The organism is Thermodesulfobium sp. 4217-1 (assembly GCF_039822205.1).
GTDB lineage: Bacteria > Thermodesulfobiota > Thermodesulfobiia > Thermodesulfobiales > Thermodesulfobiaceae > Thermodesulfobium.
The window spans coordinates 1-2387 of record NZ_JBAGBW010000050.1; the positions used below are offsets into that span (position 1 = coordinate 1).

Below are 2387 nucleotides of genomic sequence, written 5' to 3' on the forward strand. Positions count from 1 at the left end.
TCCAAATAATATCCAAGCTTTAAACCTAAGGGAAAATCCATAGTGGCTGTGAAAGGATCCAAGATCCTACAATGACAGCTTATTCTGCACTAAAGTGACGAAGATGGGTTAAGGAAATAAAAAGTAGGATTTTATCTTCTCAATACGAAGCACTGAAAGCGGTAAACAAAGAGCTTATAAAGTTATATTGGGATATAGGAAAAAGTATCGTAGAAAAGCAGAAACAATACGGATGGGGTAAATCCGTAGTGAAAAAGTTATCCGAAGAATTACAAAAAGAATTTGTAGGAATGAATGGGTTTAGTCAGCAAAATTTATGGAATATGCGGCAGTTTTATTTAGAATATAAAGACAATGAAAAACTCCAGACACTGTCTAGAGAAATTGGATGGTCTCACAACTTACTTATTTTTCGAAAATGTAAGGATCCCTTAGAAAAAGAATTTTATATGAAGATAACAATAAAATATGGATGGAGTTATAGAGTCCTTGACAACCATATAGATAACAAAACTTATGAAAAATTTCTTTTAAATCAAACTAATTTTGATAATGCATTGCCAGAAAAATACAAAAATCAGGCAAAACTTGCAGTAAAAGATGAGTATATTTTTGATTTTCTTGAAATTGGTGCAAAGCATACCGAACATGAATTAGAAATAGCATTAATCAATAAGATAAGAATTTTTTTAATCCAAATGGGTGGAGATTTTGCTTTTATAGGAAATCAATATAGGCTTGAGGTTGGAGGAGAAGAGTACTTTATCGACTTATTACTTTACAACAGAAGATTAAGATGTATTGTGGCAGTAGAGTTAAAGATTGGAAAGTTTAAACCAGAGTATGCTGGGAAGATGAGCTTTTATCTTTCGATCCTTAATGATAAAGTAAAATTTCATGATGAGAATTTGTCTATAGGTATTATTATATGTAAAGAGAAAAACAGAACTATAGTAGAGTATGCATTAAAAGATAACAATCAACCTATAGGTGTGGCTGCATATAGACTTACAAAATCACTTCCAAATGAATATAAAAATTTACTGCCGTCTCCAGAAGAGATAAGCAGTAAATTAGAAGCCATTTTTAAGGAAAATGAAGATGAAATGTAAAATAAGATTATAAACTAATCAATGGGGGTAACATGTATCAACCCATGTTCTTGAAATGCTTAATTTTTCATCTTAATTTTGATAAAATGGGCTATTAATTAATAGGCAGCTATCTTTAGGAGAAAAGAGTGGAAAAACTTAACAGAGTAGATAAAGTTGGCAAAGTTGCTATTGAGGAGTCTATAAGAAACCTGCTTTTAAAGCGTGAAGATATTTCTTTTGCCTATCTTCATGGTTCTTTTGTTAAAGAAGATTACTTTCACGATATAGACATAGCAGTTTATCTGGAAAAGGTGCCAGATTCTATCTTAGAGTATGAGCTTCAATTAGAAGCAGAGTTAGCTCTATCTATTGGTAAATATATATTTGACGTAAGGGTTTTAAATAGTGCGCCGCTTTCTTTCAAATACAATGTAATAAAAAATGGCGTTATCCTTTTGGCAAAAGATGATGATAAAAGATGTGATTTTCAAGAAACAACTATCACTAATTACTGTGATTTTTTGCCATATAGAAAAGCGTATATGAAGGAAAATATTGGCATTGAAATTTGATCGGGACAAAGTAAATAAGATAATCTCAGAGATCTTGCTCTCTCTTGGGCTACTTGAGGATCTAAGGAAGCTTACTAAAGATGATTTTATTTCAGACCCGCACAAAATTAGTAGTGCTAAATACAGTTTTATAGTAGCGATTGAAGGTATAATAGATCTTTGTAACCATGTTATTGCAAAAAATAGCTATAGAACACCTGAAGATTATGCTGATACCTTCAGGGTCCTGGCTCAAGTGGGAATGATTGACGAGGATTACGCCAATAAATTGGTTCAAATGGCGCGCTTTAGAAATAGGTTGGTTCATATCTATTGGGAAGTTGATAATGACGAACTATATAGAATAATGCATAGCCACCTGCAAGATATAAGAGATTTTCTTAAGAAATTCGGGGAAATATTAAGAAAGTAGGTAATAAATGGACAGAAATTTCATTATTGATACTTTAAAATCAAATAAAGGCTATATTAAAATCACTTTTCATATTAAAGATATGGCATTATTTGGTTCTTATTCAAGAGATGAGCAAGCTCAAAAAAGCGATATAGATATATTGGTTGAATTTGAAGATCAATATAAGACGTTTAAAAATTATATGGCTTTAAAACTATATCTTGAAAATCTTTTTAATTCAAAAATAGATTTGGTTTCTAAAACTGCCATAAAAGATAGATTAAAAGAAAAAATTTTAAAAGAAATCCTAAATGTCTAAAAGAGATC

4 protein-coding genes are annotated in these 2387 nt (G+C 30.8%); all 4 read left to right on the forward strand.

The window, feature by feature from the left end:
- The first annotated feature begins 116 nt into the window (after positions 1 to 116).
- The 4 genes from V4762_RS09885 to V4762_RS09900 all read left to right on the forward strand — a co-directional run bounded on the left by V4762_RS09885 (position 117) and on the right by V4762_RS09900 (position 2379).
- Complete coding sequence (locus tag V4762_RS09885) at positions 117 to 1112, forward strand: PDDEXK nuclease domain-containing protein (RefSeq protein WP_347315614.1); 996 nt, start codon at positions 117 to 119, stop codon at positions 1110 to 1112.
- Positions 1113 to 1240: 128 nt separating this feature from the next.
- Positions 1241 to 1666: a type VII toxin-antitoxin system MntA family adenylyltransferase antitoxin gene (gene mntA / locus V4762_RS09890; RefSeq protein WP_347315611.1), complete on the forward strand. Its 426-nt coding sequence runs from the start codon at positions 1241 to 1243 to the stop codon at positions 1664 to 1666.
- The gene (gene hepT / locus V4762_RS09895; protein ID WP_347315612.1) at positions 1656 to 2078 is read left to right on the forward strand and encodes a type VII toxin-antitoxin system HepT family RNase toxin; all 423 of its coding nucleotides are present in this window, start codon (positions 1656 to 1658) and stop codon (positions 2076 to 2078) included. The genes mntA and hepT overlap by 11 nt, the downstream gene beginning before the upstream one ends.
- A gap of 7 nt (positions 2079 to 2085) precedes the next feature.
- Positions 2086 to 2379, forward strand: a complete 294-nt coding sequence (locus tag V4762_RS09900) for a nucleotidyltransferase family protein (RefSeq protein WP_347315613.1) — start codon at positions 2086 to 2088, stop codon at positions 2377 to 2379.
- The last annotated feature ends 8 nt before the right edge of the window (positions 2380 to 2387 follow it).